29 protein-coding genes and 1 tRNA gene are annotated in these 23,956 nt (G+C 34.9%); 8 read left to right on the forward strand and 22 right to left on the reverse strand.

The features are described 5' to 3' along the window. Window positions 1-130 precede the first annotated feature (130 nt). Complete coding sequence (locus ACX119_RS07765; protein WP_459350706.1) at window positions 131-3,085, reverse strand: multicopper oxidase domain-containing protein; 2,955 nt, start codon at window positions 3,083-3,085, stop codon at window positions 131-133. 318 nt (window positions 3,086-3,403) lie between these two features. Between ACX119_RS07765 and ACX119_RS07770 the strand changes: the two genes are divergently transcribed. Both ACX119_RS07770 and ACX119_RS07775 read left to right on the forward strand, forming a co-directional pair. Continuing rightward, window positions 3,404-3,550, forward strand: coding sequence for a hypothetical protein (locus tag ACX119_RS07770; protein ID WP_459350704.1), 147 nt, complete (start codon window positions 3,404-3,406; stop codon window positions 3,548-3,550). Between the two features lie 32 nt (window positions 3,551-3,582). Further along, entirely contained in the window at window positions 3,583-4,005 is a 423-nt protein-coding gene (locus ACX119_RS07775; protein WP_459350707.1) for a hypothetical protein, read from the forward strand. A gap of 33 nt (window positions 4,006-4,038) precedes the next feature. Here the strand turns inward: ACX119_RS07775 and ACX119_RS07780 are convergent, their stop codons facing one another. Next, window positions 4,039-5,385 carry a cryptochrome/photolyase family protein gene (locus tag ACX119_RS07780; RefSeq protein WP_459350708.1) on the reverse strand — a complete coding sequence of 449 codons (1,347 nt, stop codon included), beginning with the start codon at window positions 5,383-5,385 and terminating at the stop codon, window positions 4,039-4,041. 118 nt (window positions 5,386-5,503) lie between these two features. Here ACX119_RS07780 and ACX119_RS07785 point away from each other — a divergent pair, with 118 nt between their 5' ends. From ACX119_RS07785 to ACX119_RS07800, 4 genes are all read left to right on the forward strand, one after another. Next, the gene (locus ACX119_RS07785; protein ID WP_459350709.1) at window positions 5,504-5,689 is read left to right on the forward strand and encodes a hypothetical protein; all 186 of its coding nucleotides are present in this window, start codon (window positions 5,504-5,506) and stop codon (window positions 5,687-5,689) included. 64 nt (window positions 5,690-5,753) lie between these two features. Further along, entirely contained in the window at window positions 5,754-6,065 is a 312-nt protein-coding gene (locus tag ACX119_RS07790) for a hypothetical protein (protein ID WP_459350710.1), read from the forward strand. 169 nt (window positions 6,066-6,234) lie between these two features. Continuing rightward, the gene (locus tag ACX119_RS07795; RefSeq protein ID WP_459350711.1) at window positions 6,235-6,522 is read left to right on the forward strand and encodes a hypothetical protein; all 288 of its coding nucleotides are present in this window, start codon (window positions 6,235-6,237) and stop codon (window positions 6,520-6,522) included. A gap of 1 nt (window position 6,523) precedes the next feature. After that, entirely contained in the window at window positions 6,524-7,294 is a 771-nt protein-coding gene (locus tag ACX119_RS07800; protein ID WP_459350712.1) for a 2OG-Fe(II)-dependent halogenase WelO5 family protein, read from the forward strand. Window positions 7,295-7,305: 11 nt separating this feature from the next. Here ACX119_RS07800 and ACX119_RS07805 read toward each other — a convergent pair whose 3' ends face one another. The 4 genes from ACX119_RS07805 to ACX119_RS07820 form a co-directional block, all read right to left on the reverse strand. Next, window positions 7,306-8,106, reverse strand: coding sequence for an ion transporter (locus tag ACX119_RS07805; protein ID WP_459350713.1), 801 nt, complete (start codon window positions 8,104-8,106; stop codon window positions 7,306-7,308). A 179-nt stretch (window positions 8,107-8,285) separates the two neighbouring features. Continuing rightward, the gene (locus ACX119_RS07810) at window positions 8,286-8,426 is read right to left on the reverse strand and encodes a hypothetical protein (RefSeq protein ID WP_459350714.1); all 141 of its coding nucleotides are present in this window, start codon (window positions 8,424-8,426) and stop codon (window positions 8,286-8,288) included. Continuing rightward, a complete protein-coding gene (locus ACX119_RS07815; protein WP_459350715.1) occupies window positions 8,426-8,860 on the reverse strand; it encodes a pyridoxamine 5'-phosphate oxidase family protein in 435 nt (144 codons plus the stop codon). The genes ACX119_RS07810 and ACX119_RS07815 overlap by 1 nt, the downstream gene beginning before the upstream one ends. After that, the gene (locus ACX119_RS07820; protein ID WP_459350716.1) at window positions 8,844-8,972 is read right to left on the reverse strand and encodes a hypothetical protein; all 129 of its coding nucleotides are present in this window, start codon (window positions 8,970-8,972) and stop codon (window positions 8,844-8,846) included. The genes ACX119_RS07815 and ACX119_RS07820 overlap by 17 nt, the downstream gene beginning before the upstream one ends. Window positions 8,973-9,079: 107 nt before the next feature. On the opposite strand from ACX119_RS07820, the gene ACX119_RS07825 reads away from it, so the two are divergent. Continuing rightward, complete coding sequence (locus tag ACX119_RS07825; RefSeq protein ID WP_459350717.1) at window positions 9,080-9,760, forward strand: hypothetical protein; 681 nt, start codon at window positions 9,080-9,082, stop codon at window positions 9,758-9,760. A 19-nt stretch (window positions 9,761-9,779) separates the two neighbouring features. Here ACX119_RS07825 and ACX119_RS07830 read toward each other — a convergent pair. From ACX119_RS07830 to ACX119_RS07900, 15 genes are all read right to left on the reverse strand, one after another. Then, window positions 9,780-9,880: transfer RNA gene (locus ACX119_RS07830), tRNA-Ser, on the reverse strand. A gap of 66 nt (window positions 9,881-9,946) precedes the next feature. Then, window positions 9,947-10,399 (reverse strand): hypothetical protein, encoded by a 453-nt coding sequence (locus ACX119_RS07835; RefSeq protein WP_459350718.1) that lies wholly within the window; start codon window positions 10,397-10,399, stop codon window positions 9,947-9,949. A gap of 27 nt (window positions 10,400-10,426) precedes the next feature. After that, a complete protein-coding gene (locus ACX119_RS07840) occupies window positions 10,427-11,428 on the reverse strand; it encodes an RNA-guided pseudouridylation complex pseudouridine synthase subunit Cbf5 (RefSeq protein WP_459350719.1) in 1,002 nt (333 codons plus the stop codon). Next, a complete protein-coding gene (gene cmk, locus ACX119_RS07845; RefSeq protein ID WP_459350720.1) occupies window positions 11,425-11,985 on the reverse strand; it encodes a (d)CMP kinase in 561 nt (186 codons plus the stop codon). The genes ACX119_RS07840 and cmk overlap by 4 nt, the downstream gene beginning before the upstream one ends. Then, window positions 11,982-12,605 (reverse strand): EMC3/TMCO1 family protein, encoded by a 624-nt coding sequence (locus ACX119_RS07850; RefSeq protein WP_459350721.1) that lies wholly within the window; start codon window positions 12,603-12,605, stop codon window positions 11,982-11,984. The genes cmk and ACX119_RS07850 overlap by 4 nt, the downstream gene beginning before the upstream one ends. A 3-nt stretch (window positions 12,606-12,608) precedes the next feature. Next, complete coding sequence (locus tag ACX119_RS07855; RefSeq protein ID WP_459350722.1) at window positions 12,609-13,196, reverse strand: adenylate kinase; 588 nt, start codon at window positions 13,194-13,196, stop codon at window positions 12,609-12,611. Next, the gene (gene secY / locus ACX119_RS07860; protein ID WP_459350723.1) at window positions 13,174-14,604 is read right to left on the reverse strand and encodes a preprotein translocase subunit SecY; all 1,431 of its coding nucleotides are present in this window, start codon (window positions 14,602-14,604) and stop codon (window positions 13,174-13,176) included. The genes ACX119_RS07855 and secY overlap by 23 nt, the downstream gene beginning before the upstream one ends. Then, entirely contained in the window at window positions 14,597-15,022 is a 426-nt protein-coding gene (locus ACX119_RS07865) for an uL15 family ribosomal protein (RefSeq protein ID WP_459350724.1), read from the reverse strand. Before ACX119_RS07865 ends, secY begins: the two co-directional genes overlap by 8 nt. 1 nt (window position 15,023) lies before the next feature. Continuing rightward, a complete protein-coding gene (locus ACX119_RS07870) occupies window positions 15,024-15,491 on the reverse strand; it encodes a 50S ribosomal protein L30 (protein WP_459350725.1) in 468 nt (155 codons plus the stop codon). 6 nt (window positions 15,492-15,497) lie between these two features. After that, on the reverse strand, window positions 15,498-16,229 hold the full coding sequence (locus ACX119_RS07875) for a 30S ribosomal protein S5 (protein ID WP_459350726.1): 732 nt from the start codon (window positions 16,227-16,229) through the stop codon (window positions 15,498-15,500). A 2-nt stretch (window positions 16,230-16,231) separates the two neighbouring features. Continuing rightward, complete coding sequence (locus ACX119_RS07880; protein ID WP_459350727.1) at window positions 16,232-16,714, reverse strand: 50S ribosomal protein L18; 483 nt, start codon at window positions 16,712-16,714, stop codon at window positions 16,232-16,234. Window positions 16,715-16,750: 36 nt separating this feature from the next. Then, complete coding sequence (gene argF / locus ACX119_RS07885) at window positions 16,751-17,665, reverse strand: ornithine carbamoyltransferase (RefSeq protein WP_459350728.1); 915 nt, start codon at window positions 17,663-17,665, stop codon at window positions 16,751-16,753. Further along, entirely contained in the window at window positions 17,662-19,038 is a 1,377-nt protein-coding gene (gene ftsY / locus ACX119_RS07890; RefSeq protein WP_459350729.1) for a signal recognition particle-docking protein FtsY, read from the reverse strand. Before ftsY ends, argF begins: the two co-directional genes overlap by 4 nt. Before the next feature lie 3 nt (window positions 19,039-19,041). After that, entirely contained in the window at window positions 19,042-19,467 is a 426-nt protein-coding gene (pfdA, locus tag ACX119_RS07895) for a prefoldin subunit alpha (protein WP_459350730.1), read from the reverse strand. Window positions 19,468-19,558: 91 nt separating this feature from the next. After that, a complete protein-coding gene (locus tag ACX119_RS07900; protein WP_459350731.1) occupies window positions 19,559-20,179 on the reverse strand; it encodes a superoxide dismutase in 621 nt (206 codons plus the stop codon). Window positions 20,180-20,311: 132 nt separating this feature from the next. Here ACX119_RS07900 and ACX119_RS07905 point away from each other — a divergent pair, with 132 nt between their 5' ends. Further along, window positions 20,312-22,297, forward strand: a complete 1,986-nt coding sequence (locus ACX119_RS07905) for a S8 family serine peptidase (protein WP_459350732.1) — start codon at window positions 20,312-20,314, stop codon at window positions 22,295-22,297. On the opposite strand, the gene pckA is transcribed toward ACX119_RS07905, so the two are convergent. Next, window positions 22,290-23,831, reverse strand: a complete 1,542-nt coding sequence (pckA, locus tag ACX119_RS07910; protein WP_459352015.1) for a phosphoenolpyruvate carboxykinase (ATP) — start codon at window positions 23,829-23,831, stop codon at window positions 22,290-22,292. The two genes, ACX119_RS07905 and pckA, sit on opposite strands and share 8 nt — an antisense overlap. Window positions 23,832-23,956 lie beyond the last annotated feature (125 nt).

Below are 23,956 nucleotides of genomic sequence, written 5' to 3' on the forward strand. Positions count from 1 at the left end.
ATATGGATAATTTTAGAAAATATTTAGTCAAAATGGGCCCACGGGGACTCAGCCACCTTTTTGGGGATAGAAATGGACGCAATTACGCATAATGTAATGTGTAAAATAAAAAAAGAAAAAAGTTGGAAGTTTAAGGATATGGATCTTGTTGTGATGCACTTAGACTATTAATCCAAGTTTGAACTTCTGCAGACAAGCTGCCAGAAGCTACTGTTTCTTCAATCCAACCATCATATGGGTTTGGAATAGCAAGGACACCTTGTCCACCCATTCCATCAAATCCAGTGATATTATCATCAATAATTGCTCCAGGAGCATTATCTGTTGCAAGAATTACTCTTCCAACAATTCCTGTAGACTCTGTTGCGTCAAGAAGGCCATTAGAGTCAGCATCTGCAGCAACTGCAGATTCAGGATCAAATACTATCATTGCATTTGAGAATTTACTTGAAACATATGCATTATAACCTCCATTAACATTTGCACCAAAGTTGACACCATGGCATCCGGCATCGCAGCCTAGACTTAGAACCATTTCATCAATTTCAGTATCAATTATAGTTATTGAAGGCAACAAGGTTGCAGTTACAACATATTTTCCATCAGGGCTAACTGGTGTTTGGATTGGTAATAATCCAGCTGGACCAGTTGGTGCAGGTGTCAAATCACCAGCAGTAAACAAGTTTGGTATATTGCCTACTACTACAATGTGTTTGATATCTACTTGAGCATCTGCAATTCCATCATTGTCATTGTCAACATTACATGCTGCAGCTCCAATTGATACACAAGTTATTGTTTGATCAAGTAGATTTGCGACATAGTATTTGTCTCCTGCTGGATGCATACCTGTTGCAATTGGAACACCAAATACATTGCCAACAGCAAACAAGTCGTTGTTGTCAATTACAGTTGCAGTTTCTGAATCAAAGTCATAAATTGATGTTGAACCAGTAAATGCATTTGGAGTTATCATTACATCAGCATTCATCCAATGACCATGAGGATGTGGTGCACCAATGTCTAATGCATCGGTTATACCATAAGTTCCTGGAGAAATCTCATTTACCTGTACTACAGATGTGTTTGAGTTATCTCCATTCATTGCAATGAGTACATCATCAGTACCAGGTCTTGTCATGACATGAGAAGGTGAATCACCAACAACTACAGTGTCAATATGTGCACCTGTTGCTCTATCAAACACTGTTAGCTTACTATCAAACCATTGAGTTTGATAAATAACATCTTGTTCAGTGTCAGTCCACATGTTATGTGGATGATTCATGTTAATTTCTGGTAATGAGATTTTCTTTGTGACTTCCCAAGTAGATGTATCTACTGCAGTTGATGTACCATATTTTGTCTTACCATCAGTCTCTTCAAATTGAGTATTTACCCATACTTCACCTATTCCAGCATATTGAGGGGCTGCCTCAGCTAGTGGAGCATTAACAATATCCAAAGCAGACAAGTTAACTACGAATCCACCTGTTGCTCTAATGTCAACTGGTGGGAATGCAACATTCCATGTTCCAGTAGTGTAATCTTGCCAGTAATTTGGATCAGTTACTATGAAGAATGATTTGAGTAGACCTACTGCAAGCGGACTTGCAGTTGGGGTGGTAATTCCATTGACTATTCTGATGTTTTCACCAAGATCTAATCCAGTGGTGTTAGGGTCATCTACAATGACACCTGCAAACATGTATGGATGGATCTTACATGTAAAGACATACAATCCAGGATCTTCAAGTGTGACTTGAGCTCCGCCTCTAAATGCATCAGTTTGATCAACTGGCATATTTGTGGCACCTGGGAAAGGATCCGATGCATCAACTACAGGCCAGATAAGACTTGTAATTGTATGAACAGTGTTTGTACTAGTCATATCAAATACTACAGTATCACCTGGTTTTGCTAATGCAAGAGATTCAGTTGCATCCCTTACTCCATCATTGTTAAGATCAATTGGATTTCTGTTCTTAAACCATGGACCTGGTTCATCAACTACTTCAAAGCTAATTAATCCATCATATGGGGATTGGCCGGGAGTGCTGTCTCCACCATTTGCTGTTACCTTGAAGTTTCCAAACATACCAGCTTGCATGTGTGAGAATACATGACAGTGATACATCCAGTCACCAGTACCTACACCTTCACCTGCTACAGTTGTAAAGACGTGACGTGTAAGTGGTCCAATGGTTTTAGTGTCAATTACATCAGTTGTTCCTTGATCAACCCACTTGTGACCATGTATGTGGAAGGTATGGAATGCATTTCCAAGACCTAGAACATGGAATCTGACTTCATCATTTAGTTGTGCATGAAGTTCAGGATTAATCCACAATGGGGTTTGCAATCCACCATTTTCATTATCAATCTCTAGACCCCAGAAGGTTGTCTCTACCATGTAGAGAACAAATTCTTTATCGATTTTCTCAGTAGGGAGTGATTTGATTTCGCCGCCAATAAGGGCTTTAGTATTTGGGCTGTTTACAATTACAACACCAAATAGTCCTTTATCTTCGGCTCCATGGTGACTGCCATAAGTATGATCATGGTAAGGCCAAGTTCCAGCAGATCCTTTTGCTGCATTCCAGTGATATGTTTTAGATTCTTGTGGGGTAGCACATGAATCTTCTACACCGTTAGTACCAATCAAGGTACCATCATCTGCAATAGCATAATGAACACCATGAGTGTGAACACCTACACATCCATCACCAATACCATTAGTTACTGTCAAAAAGACTTCGTCTCCTTCATCAATAACAATTGCAGGTCCTGGGATTGAGGCAGTTGGTGCTGAGCCATATCTCTGTTCAGTGATATCATTACCATCGATTTGGTGGTTAATCATTTGGTATGCAAGCTGACCGTTTGGAAGCTTGACTGCAGTCATCTCTATGTTGTGTGTTTTTGGATTATCTGCAAATGCTGTTTCAATAGTATCTGAGTCACCAGATATTACTCCAAACAAATTTGCAGAATCAAATGTTACGTTATCAAGATCAAAACTGCTTCCTGTAATCAGGAAAAATGCAGCTATGATCACAGCTAACGCTCCGTATCCTATTTTCAAATGTTTCCGATCTCTATTCAAGTTATTGAAAATATGAATTACTCAAGTTCTTAATAAATGGTATATGTATTTAGGTAAGTTATGAAGTTAATTTTTGATAAAATGGAAAAAGTTTCCATCAGAAATAAAGATCGGATCCAATAGGATACTTTTTCCACAATATTATAGTGAAAATAATACAAAAGATTTTACAAAATTTGAACCTAGATGATTTGAATCCTATAAGGTTTGAACCAATTACGGGATTCAAATAAAAATCAAAATAGCATACCACAAAGTATCTGGTATTATGATATAATCCTCCACCTAAGGTAACTCATGCAAATAATACAATACAAGTTTGATAAACCAAGCCAATCCCTGATTGAAAGTGAGGCCAAAAACCCTCTCTCAGTTAGTGCAACAGACATGATTGGGTTGTCATGGATCTTCAAAGACCAAGACCTACTTGAGGAATTCAAGTAGATTATACTTAATCAATAGGAGGAGGTGTGATTATGAGTAAAATAGAAAATACAAGCAATCAGAAGGATATCTATTCAGTATGGAAAGATAGTGTAGATAATTTCTATTCAAATATAGAAAAAGCAATTCCACAATTTCACCAAGCAACTACAAATCTATATCAAGAATATGTTGAAGGGTGGAAAAATATAGCATCATCTGCTATTGATGTTCAAAAGGAATTTGCAACAAAGGCAGGAATAAAATCAAATCTTCCAGAGGCATCATCGAAAATAATACATGATTCAAATGAAAAACTAAATAGAGCAATAAATGTTCAAAACAAGATATCAATTGCATCAATTGATGCAACTAAACAAAATATCAAGACATGGAATGAAAACTCTAATGCTTTTGCAGATTTAAACAAAAGCATGATAGACTCTTTTATTTCTTCAATGAATCCTAAAATATAGCGGAGATTACATCTCCCTTTATATTTTTAAAAATTATTTTTGAGATTTGAATATCTCTTTTGTTTTTTGAGATTCTAACTTGTGATGAATCATGGGTTTTGGATATTTTAAATTTGCAGGAAAGTCTTTCCATAAATTATGAATGGTTTTAGGTAGTTCACCACTTAATTCAGGAATCCATCTTTTAATATACTCACAATCAGAATCAAATTTTTGTTGCTGCAACCACGGATTAAAGATTCTAAAATAAGGAACTGCATCACAACCAGTTGATGCTGCCCACTGCCAATTACCAGAGTTTACAGCAGGATCATAGTCAACTAGTTTTTTTGCAAAGTATTGATCACCTCTTCTCCAATCAATGTGAAGATCTTTTGTTAGAAATGAGGCTACAATCATTCTAACTCTATTATGCATAAATCCCGAGCCATTTAGTTCCCTCATGCCTGCATCAATTATAGGAAAACCCGTTATTCCCTTGGACCATTTCTCAAAGTTTGCCTCTGATTTTGACCAAGGGATTTTCTGAAATTTAGTCTTAAATGACTTTCTTTGAGCCCAAGGAAAATGAAAGAGAATATGGCTGAAGAACTCTCTCCAGTAAATCTCACCCATTAGAGTATGATCCTGCCCAAGGGCATCTAGAATTGCATGATAAACCTCCCTAATGGATACAGTGCCAAATTTGTTGTGGGCTGACATTTTTGTAGTAGAATCCAGTGCAGGATAATTTCTTGCCTTATCATAGTCTTGAAACTTATCCAAGTTTTTTAAAATATGTAATGCAGAATTTCGCCCACCAGAAATTTGTGATTCTAAATTAGTAGGAGAAATGATTGACGCAGAGGAGATATTTTTTGCGTAATAGTTGCTTTTAGAATTTTTTAAAATCTTTCTAACAGGAAACTGTCTTGCTTTTTTGTAAAAATGAGAATAAATTGTGTATGGCTTTCCTTCATTAGTTTTAATATCATTTGGATTGTGTAAGAGAAAATCAAGAATATTATGAAAAGCAACTTTGGAATTTTTGCAAAGTTGATTTATTTTTGCATCTCTTTTTAGTGAATAATTTGTAAAGTCAGTATTCAAAAATACGGCATCAATTTTATGAATTGAAATAAGTTCTTTAATTATTCTTTCAGGGGATCCCTTGAAAATTTGCAATGAAGATTTTTTCTTTTTTAATTCTTCATCTAACTCCATTAATGATTCATTTAGAAAATTATTTCTAAATTCTGAGTTTCTTGAACTTTGTAGAATATTATCATCATAGATAAAACATGGAATAACATACTTAGAATTATTTAGTGCTTGAATTAATCCAGTATTATCATCTAATCGTAAATCCCTTCTAAAAACAAATAATGATTTTTTGTACACAAAACAAAATACTTTTCACAACATAATAGCTTTGCATGAATATCAAAATATTCAAAAAAGTTACCACTAGAATTTTATTTTACCCCTATGTTATATACTGCAAAAGTATGATGAGAGTATGACTGAAGAACAAGAATGGGCAAATTTACTAGCCGAAGTTTTTGACAAACTTACAGAAAAGCACGCCTCAATAACCTATGATTTTGATGGTTTAGAGATGAAAGGTAAGGTCGAAAAAGACGGTAAAATTATCCCAACAGGTACAGTTGGTTTGACAGGCAAACTGACAATTACTGCAAAATAGGTGTGTGAAGGAAAAAATGACAAACCTTCCCGCCAATTTTTTAACTTATCTGGAAAATGGCAGCATGAAAATATCCTGTGGAGATTCTCCTGCAATTAATTTTAATGCTACAAAAGATTTGAGAATCATCGACATCATAGACATTCCAATAAAAGTTTCATCAAAACCAAGTTTCATCAAACAATTATCAGAGGGAAAGGAGCTTGCAAAAAAACTAAAAGAAGAAAAAATAACACTCGAAATCAGATTAAAGGGAGAACCAGTTTTGAAATTAGGAGAAAAAGCAAATCCAAAACTAGCCAAAATTGTTACTTTGAGTGGAGATATTGAGATCACAGATATTAAAAAATTAAAAACACTCAGTAGTATTTTCTAGATTTTATATAAATCATTTTAACAATTCGTTATTTTCCAAAATAACAATTTCCAGAATTTAAAATTCAGACAAACTAATTTAAAAATACCAAAAATATCACTAGCCATACCTAGTGCTAAAAATAAAATTTTGCAACACAACTAATATGCTAAAAAGACGAATCTAATACATGGCAGACATCATATGGGGAAACGGTAATCAGATTTTATCAAATAATACATTTGAAATTTCAATTACTCATAGAAAAGATGGAAACAAGGAAAACTATTCCGATACAGAAAAAATTAAGATTATAGAGGCTGACGTTCCAGGACTACCTCAAAATGAGGAAGAAAGAACTGAGGAAATAATGAAATCATGCCTGATTGACGCCTTTCTAAAATGCGAAATTAAAGACAGGGATAATTCGGGAATTTTGTTATCAAAAGTGTCTCATTCTGGGGTAGGCGGATATTAGTGTGGACTCCAAAAAAATTGAAAATATAAAACCAAATGCCAGGTATTTGGAATTATTATCATCTGGTGAAATACCAGCAATAATAATTAGAAATTTCTATGATAAAGATTCATGCAATTCAATTACCAACAGAATAAAAAATTCGCCATTGGTTGATTTTAACAGTGATGAATTGAAACATGTCGGTTCCTTTCTAATGGAATACATTACAAGGAAAAGAGAATATTTTGAGGATACAAAAAAGAATCAAAAATTATTTGAATCACTTCTAGTAAATCTAAATCCAATTGATGAAATTCAAAAAATGGTAAAAAAATTATTCCATGTCAATTCAGTTACATTAGCAAATGATTCTGATAACAACTATTCACCATGTATGATTAGAGTGTACAAAAAAGGAAAGAAGATCCCAATTCACAAAGACAATATAAAATATGAAGGTAGGGAATACAACATATCTGATATAGATAGTCAATTATCATGTATTCTTCATTTACAAGAATCAGAAGCAGGGGGGAATTTAGTAATATACAAAAAAAAGTGGGAGAAGAAAAATGAGAGGTTTAGAAATATCGATTTTGATTATTCTTCAGAAATTGTAAAAACTTCACAAAAATGCGTAATTTCAAATCTACGTGCAGGAGATTTAGTAATATTTAATCCAAATTATTATCACAGAGTTACAAAAATCAAAGGAGAGACACCAAGAATTACACTTTCAATGTTTTTGGGATTATACTATGATAAACAAAGAATAGTCACTTGGGCTTGAATTTTTTAATTTTAATCTAGAAATTCCTTTCCACAATGGGGGCATGTTCTGTTTTTAGAATCCTTTTTCTTTCTAAGTTCTTCTGTAAATGCAGAGGCCATAATACCCGTAGGTATTGCATATACGGCAATTCCAATAACTGCCACCCCTGCTGCAATTAATTTTCCAGGCACAGTTACAGGATAAACATCACCATATCCAATTGTAGTAAGGGTGACAATTCCCCACCACATTGATGCAGGAATACTAGAGAAAACAGCAGGTTGGGCTTCATGTTCTGCATGATACATTAAACTGGATGCAAAGATCAATACAATAAACAAAATAAAAAATGCAACTGCCAAATCACCAGCTTTAGCCCTGAATACATCGCCAAGGGTTTGCATAGGTTCAGAGTATCTTGCAAGTTTGAATAATCTGAACAATCTCAAAAGTCGAATAATTCGGATGAATCTAACATCTGCCACCACAAATGGTAAGAAGAATGGTAAGATTGCAGCAAGATCAACTAACATCATTGGAGATACCAAAAATCTCAAAATCCCATATCGAGATTTGTTATATTTTGGATTTAATTTGCAAAGCATTATTCGGCTGATATATTCTGCTGTAAAGACTAGAACTGAAAAGACCTCAAAAGGAGTAAAAAAATAACCATATTCATCAAGTACTGACTCCTCGGTTTCAATAATAACAACTAGAACGTTAACTGCGATTAATGTAATTATGAATATCTGAAAACTCTTTGTAATTTTATCATTAGTTGTTCCTTCAAGGATTTCATATGCTCTTTGAACTGTTCTATTAACCATAAATTATCAAAAAGATCAGATGTTAAGATTCCCCATCGTTTCATTTTTTATAAAAAAAATATTGTATTTTATCAATAAGAAATTATACACACTCATAATTTGATTCGATAGGTAAAATATAGGAATAGTTAAGAAAAACAAACTAATCAGTTTCTGTTCTGACTGATTTTTCTAATTAATTACGGAGAAGAATACCAAAATTTCTTACATGAATAACATTGATTTTTCCATGTTGAAACACCATCTGAATTTTTTTTCATCTCAATATTTCCAAAATTTTTAGAACCACACGTAGGACATCCATGATCTGCAGTCATCATCAAATATCCTTCATTCGCTTAGAATAATCATATGTGAAAATCTTTTGAGGATTAATTCTTATTGCAACCTCATTTTTAGAATGTTCTTTTAAAAATTTGGATAGTTTTGATTCCTTATCTCCCAAATACTTGTCAATCAATAAATCAAGAATTTTTTGACCATCCCTTTCAATTATTTCTGCTATCCCTTCCCCACGAATACCCTTGTAAGGAGGTTTGTCCGTAGCTATTTCAAAGCCACAAAGAGGATGATTCTCAAGATATGATACAATTTTTGCAGTTTTTTGAGTAGCACAGTAAATTGCACCATCTAGGTAGATATGCCATAAGGAGAGAACATTTGGTGCTCCATTTGGTTTGGTAAATGCAAGACGAATGGGAATTTTTGTATCACTAACACTAGAGGTATAGTCAATTTCATCTAATTTGAGCAATTTTTTCTTCTCCAATTTTTCTCATCACAGATTTGCCATAGCAATAATCACAAGCCCACTCATAAAATTCATTTCCACAAGAAGCACATGATTGAGCAAGTTGCTGATTCATATACATCTTATGGATTGTTAATATATGAATAGTGCTCAAAATTAAAACTAGTGCTAACTTGAATATTTTCAGTTCCAGTTAATATACAAAATTTTAGAAACAGTTGCATGAAAGCAATTTTCATCATTACCTTTGTTGTAATTTTAATGATGAGTAATTCAGCATATGCACACAAATTAATTTTACATGATGAATCACATCGAGATTTTAATACAGCATTGAATATTCCTGATCACAAAATATCATGGGCAGTCTATGAAAATCTAGGTGCAAATGAGGCAAAATATTACAAGTTTAATGCATTACAAGGAGATTCATTTTATGCAAGCATTGTAATTCCAAAAATTCAAGGGTTGGAAGAGTATGCACCAACAATGTTTCTTGTTACCAATGAATTTCAAGGCGATATAATTGAGAATCAAGATGTTAAAAAATATCCATATGTTGGAGAATTTCCAGGTACAGAATTTTATGAACCATTTGGTCAAGTAATATACTGGGAAAGACAAGAAATCAAAACAGAAATTCCTGAAGACGGTCAGTATTTTATTGTGGTCTCCGATGAGAAAAGCCAAAGTGGAAAATACAGTCTAGCAATTGGAACTATAGAAGATTTCTCTGGAGAAGACTTTCTAACAATTCTACCACAGGCATGGTTTGAAACAAAATTATTTGTAAATGATTATGCATCTATTGCAGTATTTTTTATGGTCATTATTTTGATCCCAGCAATTCCTATTTTGATTTTGATCAGGAAAAAATCAAATATTAAAATCAAATCGAGTTAAATCCATTTTAAAAAGTAAATGGCGCCGGGAGGGAGATTTGAACTCCCGTTCCCTTGCGAGAACGCGCTTTATGGTTAATTATTTCCAGGCGCGCGCCCTACCAGGCTAGGCGACCCCGGCACAAGTCTTGCGACAAATGAATTGAGCAAATTTGATTATATATTATGTACTTTGAAAAATTCAAAATTACTTCCAAATTGTCACAGTAGTTGATTTCTCAATTTTGTTGCCATTAGAATCCACACCTTTTGCTGAAATTTTGTACAGACCTTCATGAGCTAAATCACCATCATTTTTTATTTGATCCCAAGAAAACTCTATTTCATCACGTGGTTCCAAAATGGGAATAATTTCTTCTGTAGAAATTAATGGAGAATACATCAAGATTCCAGACAGGCCAGTAATTCTCAAGCCATATGAAGAATCAGAGAATACCAAAGGAATGGTTCCAGAATTAACTATTCGAATTAGGATTTCTTCACCTTGTTTAAAATCAGTCTTTTCAGTAACTACTGAAATTGATGGACCATCAACGAATTCAAGTTGACTAGTATTTTTCAAATCAATTAGATAAACACCCAATCCAAGTCCGGAAACCACACCAATTGCAATAAAAACTACTAAACTTTTTGCTAACAATTTCTTCTAAAATAAAACCATGATTTTTTAATCCTTTGGAGGAGTTGGTTTGCTTCTCCATTTTTTTGGATATGTGTTAGGAGCCATTATGATTCGCCTGGTTTCAAATGCATATCCCTTTGTTGCATCTCGTATCTCTTCTTCAGTCATCGTAGCTTCTGCAAGGGCCACTGCCTCTCCTTTCTGAGTATAAACTGCAACAAAATCACCCTTTTTTAGATTAGGAGATATCTTTAGTATTCCAGGAATTGCAAGTTGTGCACCATGACACATTGCATCAATTGCAGAGTCACGAATTACAACTGATTTTAATTCACTTAGAGCATATTCAACTGGTTTTATCATTTTCATGAGTTTTGTATCATCTTTTTTCTCCTCCCACAGAGCATATGCATCAGCTAATTCATGGAGAGTAACTAATCCATCTGTTTCATAGAATTGATCAACTCTGGTTCTTCTCAGCTCAATCATGGTAGCACCAGGCCCCAAAATTTCTCCAATATCATAGTATAATTTTCGAATATAGGTTCCAGCTTCACATAATACTCTCATTAAGAGCAGTCTTTCTTTTTGCTCCAATACTTCTAATTCATAGATAGTTCTGCTTCTAGTTTGTCTAACTACTGCTGAACGTTGTGGAGGCTTTTGGAAAATCTCACCTCTAAACATATCAATTACTTCATGCAGTTTTTCTTTTGATGGAAGAGAGTGAACTCTTCCCAGTGCATGATATTCCTTTGGTCCAAATAGTAAAACACCAAGTGCTTTTGTTGCCTCACCTAATCCCAATGGCAGAACACCAGATACTTGAGGGTCAAGTGTTCCACTGTGTCCAATTTTAGGTAATTTCAAAATTCGTTTTGCCCATGCAACCGCTTCATGACTTGTTGGACCAGGTGGTTTATCTAAAATTATAATTCCATAGTTTAGTAGTTGCTCTATAGTTCTTTTATCATAATAAGTGCCATATGCATCATCAGTAATATCTTGATCAATTTCAATTAAATTTTCTAATTGTTTTAGAGTCATTGTAGTTTCCTTACAGTCTCTTTTGTCACATCTATAACTTGTTGGGCAGTGAGATGATCAGTATTAATTATTAAATCAAAAACAGATGTGTCATCACCAAAATCAAAATTATATAGTTTCTTGTAGAGTGCTTTGTTTCTATCAAATCGTTTTTTTGTAATCTCATATGCCTCCTCAGAGCTCATGTTATCACGTGTTTGCATTCTTTTTGTACTGCTTGCATGAGAGCCCTCCAACCAAATCTTAATTCCATTATCAACTAACCAAGGCAAGGTATAGCTGGTAATTACCATCCCACCTTGATTAAATAATGTAATGAGTTTATCATCTAATTTTTTATCAAATTCAGAATTTTCCTCTCTCTGTTTTAGGAATTTCATACCATCTTCAGTATCCCACCAATCATCTCCATCTGAATCAAACCCTTGCTCTTTTGCCATCTCCTTTAGAACGTCTCCACCACTAAGATATTGCAAGTTAAATTCATCAGCTAGGCCTTTGGCAACAGTGGTTTTTCCTACTGCTGGAGGCCCAGAAATTACAATGGATTTTTTCAACTGAGATCCATTGATGTTTTAGTTAGTTTCATAATAATGCCACTAAATGCAATGGATGATAGAAAGTACCATGCCCAGAGATATAGTGCATTTTCTTTAGGACAAACATCTTCTATGTTAGCTGCTTGTTCGGCAGTACATGTTAGTTGGAAGAAATCACCAGGAATTACATTTAGAGGAATAGGGGACAGTGCAACAGTGTATGAGAATAATTGTGGCAATACCAGATAAAATATCAAGATTAATGGAACAAATGTAATCATCATTGGCCTCATATTCATCTGCATCATCTCCATTGACATTTTGTTCATGTAGGAGGATTTTTTGCTCAACTCGTTAATTTTGGCCTGATCTTTTGATCTCATTGCAGCCATTCTTTCTTTTTGCCAAGCTCGTGTTTCTTTCATGATTCTTTTGAGTTTGGTCTGATCAACCATCTTCTTTCTTACTGCAGCATTAAACACATTTAGAATAATTCCAAACCCAGATACTGCAAACATTGAGATTATTAATCCTTGAATAATTGGATCATCGCTTCCAAGATGTTTAGATTCACCACCTAGAAAATCAAATTGAAGAAAAATTGAATCAATGAAGAGTAGAATAAAGTTAAAATCCATTTTTTACAGTCCTATTGCCTTTATTAGTTTAGCAGCTGCTTCATCAATCTTTCCCTCGCCATTTAGAATGTGTTTGACTGGAGAGCCTGTGATTACAGCACACGCAGAGATCATTCCAGATTGAACATCTAACTCTTTTTTTATATTTTCAATAGTAATTTTATCTCTATTTCGAGTATCATCTTTCATTCTTCTGTTGTAAATTTCTTCAGGTTTTGCAGAAACTGAAATAAAGTTTGATGGTTTGATAATTTTCAATACATGCTCTGGTAATCCAGGATAATATCCTTCAGGAGAACTGATAAATGCATGAGTATCAATTATTACGATTTGTTCATTTTGGGAAGCAATTTTTTCTGCAACGATTTTTTGAAGCTTTTGTTGTTCTGATACAGGTAATTTTCGGAGTTCATCCCTATCTTGTAATCCGTTTTCTTTGGCAACATCAAACATCAATGTACCATAACTCATCACATTGACATTTTTATTGTTATTTTTGAGAATTTCAACAATTTTTGATAGCAGGGTGGTCTTTCCAACACCAGCAATTCCCACCATCACTATTTTCTTATTTTCTACCAAGCAAAGCACCCAATCGCGGCATTACTACCTCTACTTGTTCTCGTACTAGTTGCGTATAATAGTTAATCAGGATATCAACCATAAGCAAAATTCCAATTCCAGAACCAAATACACCAAGCACATCTGAAACACCTGCCAATAGACCCAAGATCATTGAACCAATTATAGTGACAGATGGAATGTACTTGTTTAGTAATGCTTCAACTGGGGCATTTGATCTTCTAAATCCAGGGATTTGTACATCTGCATCAAGCAAATTTTGAGCAGCACTCTTTGGAGATAATCCACCAAGCTCTACCCACAATCTTCCAAATACAACCACAATTCCAATCATAAACAAAACATACCCTACTGCACGCATTGGATCCAAAGCTGCTACATCTAGTCCTCTTGGAGGAGTGATGTAGTAGATTAGACCACCAATTGGTGTTGAAGGACTAGTAGGATCAAACTGTGCTATAAAATTCATAAAGAAATTATTGTTTCGCGGGTTCATGTTTGCCCAAAGCATTTGGAATATGAAAACAGCATTTGCAGTCAACGCAGATGCTAAAATGACAGGAATGTTAGAGACATACATTAGTTTGATTGGATAAACTGCAGAGAAGCCTCTGTATTTGGTAGAAACAATAGGAATCTCAATTTTCATTCCTTGTGTAAATACAAGTATCAGTAAAATTCCAGCTGTTAAGAATATTCCAAAGATGCTCGGGAGTTGATTTGAACGGAAGAAGACATTTGACAAGTCACCACCTACAATAGATTGTCCAATGTAAGGAATAATTCCAATTGTTCCTCCATCTCCTGCAGGTAACGGACTAAACAAACTCCACAGGATCTGTTGTGCAACACCTGCCATGATAAACAGACTAATTCCACTTCCAATACCCCAACCTTTCTGGATTAATTCGTCTAAGAACATGATAATAACAGACGCTGCCATCAGCTGCCCTATCATCACATACAGAAAGTGTGGCTCTGAAACTCCAGGTCCATATACAGCAACTGCATATACAATTGATTCAGCTACAATTACAACATATGTTACAAGTTTAGTTGCAGTCTGAAATATTCCTCTCTCTTCAGGCTTTTTAAAATCAAATTTCAGAATATCTGAACCCCTAAGCAATTGCATCAAGAGTCCAGCTGTTACAATCGGCCCTATCCCTAATTCAACAAGTGTTCCTTGCTGAGATGCAAAAATAACTCTAGCAAATGCTAGAAAATCAAATTGAGGGGCAGTTGCACCAAATAGTGGTGTTTGACCCATAACCATGTAGATGAGTAATGCAACTCCACACCAGAGAAGCCTAGTTTGAAGAGGAATTTTCTTTTTAGGTTTTGGAACTTGAGGAAGGTATGGTTCTGCTTTGAAAACAACTTTTCGAATGTATGTAGTGAGACTACCTTCAGCCATTATCGGATAACACTTCTCCCCCAACAGCTTTTAGTTTCTCTTCAGCAGATGCTGTAAATTGTTTTACTTTGACGGAATATGCATTTGCAATTTTTCCGCCACCAAGGAGTTTTTCGTATCCTGCGCTTTCAAGGTCTACGATTTTTTTACCCCCTTCTTCTTTTCCGAATTTTGTGAACAGGTCATCAAGATCACGGATGCTAGTCCATTTTTTTGTAATATTTGGGTGAGGTGGTTTAGTTGAATCATGTCCATAATGATCTGGCTCATCTTTTAATGTAGTACTCCAATGATGCTTCATCATACCAGTAACTCCAAGACCGCCTTTATGACCACTTGCGCGATGTTGACCTACTTGTCCCCATCCCATATGTCGTCCGCCTCTTAGTCGTCTAGTTTTTCTCAATCTAGTTGCCATTCTATATCATTCTCCGTACAATTGCATCAAGTTCTTTGTTATGTCCAAGTACACCTTTTTGTCCATAGAGTCTCTTGGTACTTCGTTTGAATCCTAATCTTGGAGGTGCTAAAGCAAACCAAGGTTTGAGAGGTTTTAATTTTGATAAAACTGCTTTTCCATCTGCTAATGCAGTTCCTAATTCATCAGAACTTGAAAATCCTAGTTCTTTAAGATCTTCTGGTGTAATTTTTTGATATCCACCTTTTCTTGCTTTTTTATCAATTAGTTCTTTTGCCAAAGAGGAATCAAGTTCAATCCATGTAACATAGTGTTGTACTTTTTTTAGCATTCCCAAAGTGTTATCTTTAGCTGGAAGAATGGTTGCACGATATTTTTTATCTAATTTTAATAAAGTCATGGTATGGGTTGCCCAGTATGGACAATCAGCCTGACCTTTAATTCTAACAACGAGATATGCATTTGCCATTTTAAATCAACCTTGACTAAATGTCTGTCTTAGACAGTCCAGAATTGCTTTTGAAGTTGAATTCATTGTAGGAGTGGAGCCTTTAGCGGTAGTCCATGCATCTTTAAGACCAGCTAATTCCAATAATCGTTTAATTTTACCGCCAGCAACTAAACCTAAGCCACGAGGAGCAGGAATAATTTCTATTGTAACGCTTCCACCTTTTCCTCGAACTTTGAATGGAATGGAATGTTTTTGATCACATCGACATTCCCAACTTCCACATCCCAATTTGATTGGATTAACATTAAGAAATGCTTGACTTGTTGCTTTTTCAATTGCAATTCGCATTTGTTTTGATTTGCCTTGACCAATTCCCAAATATCCATTTTCATTTCCTGCAGCAACTATAGCTTTGAATCTAGTTGATTGGCCATTAGAGGTCATTTTTTGAATAATTCCAACATCTACTACTTCACTCTTCAAATCAGGAAGTAGTTTCTTAATAATTCCAGATTCTTGAATTCTTAATCCAGCTTCAATAATTTCTTCTAAAGAGGAAATTTCTCCTGAAGCAACTTTCTTTCCCAAGATAGTTTTTGGAACCCAAACTTCTTCTTCTGGTTCTCTTCTAGGTCTTCTAGGACGATCATTACCACCTTTAACTCCTCCAGGTGGACCGCTTCCATATACTGGTGGGCCTCTACCTCGTTGTCCGGATTGTCTCTGAGGACTCTTTGCTTGTGTAGCTTGACTCATTTCTATTTGACCTCACTATCAATTGTCGATTTAATTTTTGAAATATCATTTTTAACAGTAAGATGCTCGCCATTGATTCTTTCAGTTGGAGGAAATGTTTCTTCTGAAGCTGGAACTTGAACACCTGCATCAATTACACCTTTGAGTGCAGCAGCCATTCTTTGAGTATATTTTCTAGTACCAGTATACAAGATAGCATCTTTAGCACCTTTTCCAATTGCTTTCTTTCCTGCCAAATAACCTGTCAAGTATGCAGCTGGAATACTTTTTCTAGAACCTTTCCATCCTTTGTCAATTAAAGATCTAGAATGGGCAAATGAGATGACTTTGTCTCCAGTCATTCCAGGTGTTAGAATTTGGACTTGGGTATTTTCATTAGTAATATTGACAGTGATAAAATCTCGCTTTCCAGTAAGCATGGTTCCACGTTTTTTATAATTGGTCTTTTCTTCTCTAAGTCTTCTTAATATTGTTGAATAGGCCATCTACAGAAATCGAGTTTGAACCTTCTCTTATATACGTTAACCGTGAATTAGAGCAACTAGCAAAGCTTTCTGAGAATGAAGACGGTTTTCTGCCTCATCCCAAATTACTGATTGAGGTCCATCAATTACTGATGATGTTACTTCTTGGTCTCTTTTAGCAGGAAGACAATGCATAAAGATCGCATTTTTCTTTGCAGCTTTCATTAGTTTTGAATTAACTTGAAACTTTGGAAGAAATTTTTTAATTCTTTTTGGATCATCGTTATGAATCGAGGAATATGTATCAGTAATTACAACATCTGCATTTTTTACAGCAACAAAAGGATCTGAAGTCAATTCAATTTTTGTTGATTTTTTTGCTTCCTTTAGAACATTTTTGTCAGGTTCAAACCCTTTTGGTGTGGCAATAGACATACTAATTCCAGATAAAGAAGCACCATAAATCATAGAATTGCAAACATTATTTCCATCACCTATCCAAGCAATTTTTAATCCTTTGAGTTTTCCTTTTTTTTCTTTAATTGTCATAAAGTCAGCAAGTATTTGACATGGATGATATGAATCAGACAGTCCATTAATGACAGGTACACTTGCATGTTGAGATAATTTTTCCAATAATTTATGATCATAGACCCGAGCCATAATACAATCAGTATATCTAGAAAGAGTTTTTGCAGTGTCTTCTATAGATTCACCACGAGATAGTTGCATATCATTAGATGATAGATTTAACGAATATCCTCCTAATTGATACATTCCAACTTCAAAACTCACACGTGTTCGAGTTGATGGTTTTTGAAAAACCATTGTCAATGTTTTATTTTTTAAAATAGGTTTTGTGAATCCTTTTTTTAATTCTTTTTTGAGTTTAATTGCATTGTCAATTAATCCCAAAAATTCCTTTGGAGATAATTCCGCTAATGTGAGTAAATTTTTTGATTTTAGTTTCATTTCTTAAAAAATCCAAACATACCTCTTTTCTTTTTAGGTTTTTCTTCTTTATCATGTTTTTGTATCTCTTCTTTATCTTCAGTCTGAACACTATCATCATGTTTACTCTTAGATTCTCCAGGGTTTGGTCTTCCATTTTTTATCCAATCACGTATTTTATTTCCAAGTTTGATTGCATCATCATCATTTTCAGGTGGTGGAACATCAAATAGATCAGAATATGTTGCAATGTCATCATCCATAATTCCATCAAATGGATCAATTGTAGAATTTTCTGGTGTTGGTTCTGGTGTTGGTTCTGGTGTTGGTTCTGGTGTTGGTTCTGGTGTTGGTTCTGGTGTTGGTTCTGGTGTTGGTTCTGGTGTTGGTTCTGGTGTTGGTTCTGGTGTTGGTTCTGGTGTTGGTTCTGGTGTTGGTTCTGGTGTTGGTTCTGGTGTTGGTTCTGGTGATTTCATTACCACATTATCCAAAGAACCAAAGACAGTTTCTAGAAATGTTTCCTTATCAAAAGGAATTAAATCTGGATATTCTTGGCCTACACCAACATAGAGAACAGGTGTTGAAGTGACTTTGACAATAGATAAAGCAGCACCGCCACGTGCATCTGCATCACTTTTTGTTAAAATAGAGCCATCAAATTTCACATGCTCAAAGAATTCTCGTGCTTGATTTACAGTATCATTACCAGCCAATGAATCCCCAACGAAAATTTTCATATCAGGATTTACAACCTTGGTAATTTTTTCAATTTGCTCCATCAAGTTTTTGCTAGTTTGCATTCTTCCAGCAGTATCAATCAAAACACAATCAGTTTTGTGAGATTTTGCATACAAAACAGCATCTCTTGCAACTGCTGCAGGATCCGAATTGTAATTTTGTGCAACAAGTTTCAAATTTAGACGGTTAGAGTGTTCACGTAATTGTTCTATTGCGCCTGCTCTGAATGTATCAGCAGCTGCAATCACTACAGAATATTTTGCTTGTTGAAGCATGTAAGCTACTTTGGCCAATGAAGTAGTTTTTCCAGTACCATTGATTCCAACAAACAAGATTAAGAAGGGTTGATTCTGATTCTTTTTTTCATTAATTTTTGCAAATAAATCAACAGAACCTGCTGAATCAAATAATGAGGATATGCTAGAAATTAAACTATCTTTAACAAATTTCTCAATTTCATTTTTATCAACTTTAGAACCGATTAGTTTTTCTTTAAGATCTGCTTTAATTGATTCGATAACTTCGGTTGCAACATCAGATTCCATAAGAGAAATCTCTAATTCAAATAGAATATCTTCAATATCTTTATCATGTAGTTCTTTTTCACCAAGACTTTTCGCTGCATTAGAGAATGCATTACGAAGTTTATCAAACATGGTTTATCCCGATTTAGGTTGTTGCATTGATTGCATTAATTGATTAATTTGGGCTTTGCCTTGTTCTAATCTAGCAGCTGCATCCTGTTTTTTTGCAGCAGTATCTTGTAAAGCTACTTCAATTTCTTTGATTCTTGCTTCAAGATAATTAATTGTAGATGGGAAATCTTTTTCCACAGCAACACCAGCGCCAATATTCAAAACTATTTTACTTGAAGAGGAAACTTTTGTTGGGATGTATGTTCCCATACCAATTGGAATTAGAGTGTCAGATTCAGGGTTCTTACCAAGTGATTGAATAGACTCGATTGCAGCAACTGCTTCTCTTAGAATATTTAGGAAGGTGGACTCTCTTTGAGATAGATCAGAAAAATATGTTTCAAGCATTTGCATTTGTTGCATTAATTGCTCGGCTTGTTCTTCACTCATTTACAACAAACAGCTCTCAGATGGTTATAAATTCATTCCAGATTAAAGTAATAGAAAATTCTTGAATAAATAAAAAATAAAGAATAAAGATTTATTTTGCTTTGGAGAATCTTTTCTCAACTTCATCCCAATTAACTACATTCCACCATGCGGCAATATAGTCAGGTCTTTTGTTTTGATAGTTGAGATAGTATGCATGTTCCCATACATCACAGCCCAATAATGGCACTAATCCTTCAGTTCTAGGACTAGTTTGGTTTGGCATTGATTTGTACTCAACCTTTCCAGAAGAAGGATTGTATACTAACCATCCCCAACCACTGCCTTGAATTACTGCTGTAGTGGATGAAAATTTCTCCTTAAAGTCAGCGAAGCTTCCAAAGGATTCTTTGATTGCATCTGCAACAGAACCTCCAGGTTCTCCACCGCCGTTAGGTTTCATGTTGTTCCAAAATAGCCTATGGTTATCATAACCGCCACCGTTGAAATTAATTGCGCCTCTCTTGTCCTCTGGTACTGATTTAATATCAGATAAGATTTCAAGAATATCTTTTTCCTGAATTTCTGCAGGACATGTTTCTAAGGCTGCATTTAATTTGTCAGTGTATGTCTGATGATGCTTGGTGTGATGAATCTCCATTGTTCTTGCATCAATGTGAGGTTCTAATGCATCATAAGCATAGGGCATTTCTGGAAGTGTGTATTTTCCCATGATTTCATTTTAAATGGTATTCCATTTATTGCTTTAGAAAGCAATTCATTTTTACTTGTTAAATTTCTTAAAAAAATTGTGAAATTCTCATTAGTTTTTTCTGCATTTTTTATATTGTTTGGAGGAATTCTATTGTTTCAGATAATTCAAGACAATACTGAATCACACATATTTTTGGAGAGGAGTGTACCATTTATTGGAACTGACATTCCAAGGATGAAAGGAATTGACGGTACCGGAATTAAAGTTGCAGTAATAGATACTGGTGTTGACTATAACCATCCAGATCTTTTAGGGTTTGGTCCAGAAGGCAAAGTAGTTGGCGGATACAATTTCATTAACGAAGGACAACCACCTCTAGATACCAACGGTCATGGAACTCAAGTAGCAGGAGTGATTGCAGCAGACGGTCAAATCAAAGGAGTTGCACCAAAGGCAAAAATTTTGGCATACAAAGTCTCAGAAAATGGAGAAGGAGTATCATCAGAGCTTATCACTAGGGCAATCAACAGGGCAATTGAGGATGGAGCAGATATTATCAATATCAGTTTAGGAGTTAACAAAACAAATTCAAAAATTGATCGTGCAGTAAATAATGCATTAGAGAAGGAAATTTTTGTAGTAACTGCAGCTGGAAACGACGGACCAGATTCTAAATCCATTGGGAGTCCCGGAAGAAATTATGGAGCAGTTACAGTTGGTGCCACATATAACAATCTAACTTCAAGTTTGGTGGCGACTTTAGAAGTAGATGGTAAACCTTACACAGTAATTCCAATGGTTGGTTCTACCCAATTATCAGATCCTATTTCTGGAAAAATTATTTTTGGAGGATATGGAAAAGTTGAAGAATTAAAAGATCTGAATGTCAAAGATTCAATTCTAATTGTTGAGAGGGGAAGTGATGTGGAAGGAGAGTTATTGTATTTTTCAATTAAAGAAAAAAATGCAGCTAATGCTGGAGCTAAAGCTTTGATTGTATACAATAACCAACCAGGAATATTTTTGGGGGAATTGATTCATGAGTTCATGGAGCCAGATTATGAGCCAAAAATTCCAGTAGTATCAATTGATAGAGAGGAAGGACTAGAAATTAAAAATTCGCTAGATAATGGTCATAATGCAACTATTCATTTATTTTACAATCCAGACTTTGTTGGACATTTTAGTTCACGTGGACCAGTATCACCATTTTACATTAAACCAGAATTAGTAGCACCTGGAGCTTACATTAACACCACACAGAATAATGCAGGTTACAATTTTACAAGCGGTACAAGTTATGCGGCTCCTCATGTCAGTGGAGCTGCAGCTTTATTGTTACAAAAGAATCCCGAGCTGCACCACCATGAACTAAAATCCATCCTATTAACTACAGTTGTGCCTGTATCTGATGCCTATGGGAAAGAATTTTCAGTAAATGATGCAGGAGCAGGAAGACTGGATATTGAAAATGCATTTAATGCAAAATTAATCATAGAACCACCAAACTTTGTTGCTATTGCATCATCAGATAATAAATTAGTTGAAAAACAATTCTATCTAAAATCAATAGATGGTTCATGGGGCGGTTTTGATGTCACATTTGATGGACCCGAATTCATTGGTTTTGGAGGCGAACTATCAGATGACAATATTTTGAATATCAGGATGAATATGTTAGAGGATAATTTTGGAGAACATGAAGGAACAATTATGATTACACATGAAGGTATAGAATATAGAATTCCATTTTTGTTGCATTATACTCAAGGTTCAATTTCAGTAAATCAAAACAATCAAGACTTGTTCTTTGAAATATATCATCCCGATGAATGGAGTTTTGCTAAAATTTCTGTAACAAATAGCAAAGATGGGATGGTGCACACTACAACTACAACACCAAATAAAAAAGCATCAATTAAGATTTATGAAAATTCAATTTACTGGATAGATGCTAAGATTAGAGTTGGTGGAAACACATCTAGTGCATATAACACCATACAAATTAGCACTCTATCTCCAGAATCACAAAGCTTTGAATTAATAGAAATTCCAGAAAAGCAAGTAGCAATAATTGCAGGGATAATTGTTGTTGTGGGAATGATAGGATTAGTAATTAAAAAACAGTCTATTTAGAAATTTTTGGGCCTGCATCAATAATCTCTTGTGAAACATTTTCAAATTTTGTAAAGTTTTCAACAAACATTTGAGCTAATTTCTTTGCAGACAAATCATAGGAGTCTTTGTCAATCCAAGTATTCTTTGGATCCAAAATTTCTGATGGGACACCATCAACTTCTGTAGGAATGTCTAGATTAAAGAGATCATCATGACGATATTTTACAATGTCAAGTGCACCACTAAGGGCTGCAGTAACCATTGCACGACTATACTTGATCTTTATTCTTTTTCCTACCCCATATGGACCCCCTGACCATCCAGTGTTAATTAGGTAGACTACAGTATTATGCTGATTAATTTTATCACCAAGGAGTTTTGCATAAACAGAAGCAGGTCTAGGCATGAATGGGGCTCCAAAGCATTCAGAGAAAACAGATTTTGGTTCTTTAATTCCTCTTTCAGTTCCTGCTAATTTGCTAGTATATCCTGACATGAAATGATACATTGCACCTTCCTTTGTCAATCGAGATACTGGAGGCAAAACACCTAAGGCATCAGCAGTTAAGAACACAATCACTTTTGGATTCCCACCCACACTTGGAATTACTGCACCAGGAATGTAATCTAATGGATATGCAACTCGTGTGTTTTCAGTTAAACTGTTATCATCAAAATCAGGAACATTATCCTTTAGAACAACATTCTCTAATACGGCACCTGGTTTGATTGCATTCCAAATTTCAGGTTCTGCTTCTTTACTAAGATCTATACATTTAGCATAACATCCACCTTCAAAATTAAAAGTACCATTATCAGACCAACCATGCTCATCATCACCTATCAATTTTCTATGAGGATCTGCAGAAAGAGTAGTTTTCCCAGTTCCGGATAATCCAAAAAATAATGCAGTATCACCTTTTTCTCCAATGTTTGCAGAGCAATGCATAGGAAAGATACCCCTGTCAGGGAGAAGAAAATTCATTACACCAAACATGGACTTTTTCATCTCGCCAGCATATTCAGTTCCTCCAATTAGAACAATTTTTCTTGTTAAATCTATTAAAATGAAAATATCAGATTTTGTTCCATCTTCTTCAGGATCTGCTTCAAAATCATTAATGCATAGAATGGTAAATTCAGGTTCATGGTTTTCAAGTTCTGAAGCAGTAGGACGGATAAACAAATTTCTTGCAAATAGATTTTGCCAAACACGATCATTGATTACACGGATTGCAAGTTGATTATCAGGATCAGCTCCTACAAATCCATCAAAAACAAAGAGTTCCTTGTCATCAACGAATTGTTTCATCTTTTCCAAAATTTTTTCAAATTTGCCACTAGGGAATTGATGATTAATTTTACCCCAGTCAATAGTATCGTGAGTTTTATCATCATATACAATAAAACGATCATCTGGTGAACGTCCAGTATATTTCCCAGTATTGACAGATAGAGAGCCTGTAGAATTTACAACACCCTCTTTTCTTTCAACTGCAAGACGCACCATTTCTTCAACACTAAGATTTCGATGGACTTTGGATGGATTGATACCAAAGGATTTGAGTTGAGCTGAAAATTTCTCAGTTACAGAAGTACCTACGACTTGAGTCAGAAGGTTACGCCTCCAAAAATAATTTTATGAATCCTAGGCCTATTCATAAGATATTTCGATCC

It is taken from the genome of Nitrosopumilus sp. S4 (assembly GCF_054515835.1).